The sequence below is a fragment of the Streptococcus sp. HMSC078H03 genome, assembly GCF_001808655.1.
In the GTDB taxonomy this organism is placed as follows: domain Bacteria; phylum Bacillota; class Bacilli; order Lactobacillales; family Streptococcaceae; genus Streptococcus; species Streptococcus salivarius_G.
This window is the reverse complement of the sequence record NZ_KV794098.1, coordinates 1-280: the sequence shown is the minus strand read 5'-3', so window position 1 is coordinate 280 and position 280 is coordinate 1. Positions and strand designations below refer to the sequence as shown.

General features: G+C 44.3%; 1 pseudogene. It reads right to left on the bottom strand.

Annotated features, from left to right (window positions below):
- Window positions 1-280 (bottom strand): annotated as a pseudogene (locus tag HMPREF2607_RS10495) (MSCRAMM family adhesin SdrC); the annotation flags it as partial.

The window sequence follows — 280 nt, the reverse complement described above, 5'->3', positions numbered from 1 at the left end:
TCTGTGTCTGAATCACAATCAGTGTCTAATTCAGTATCAGCCTCATTAAGTGCTTCAATTTCAGCTAGTGAATCGCTTTCGACATCTAACTCAGCATCGTTGAGTGAGTTGCAAAGTGCAAGTACATCTGTGTCAGTCTCATCCAGCGTATCAGTTTCAGCAAGCTCATCAGAGTCAGCCTCTGCCTCAGTATCAACTTCAGAGTCGCAATCAGTATCGAACTCAGAGTCCGTTTCAGCGAGTGCGTCTGTGTCTGAATCACAATCAGTGTCTAATTCAG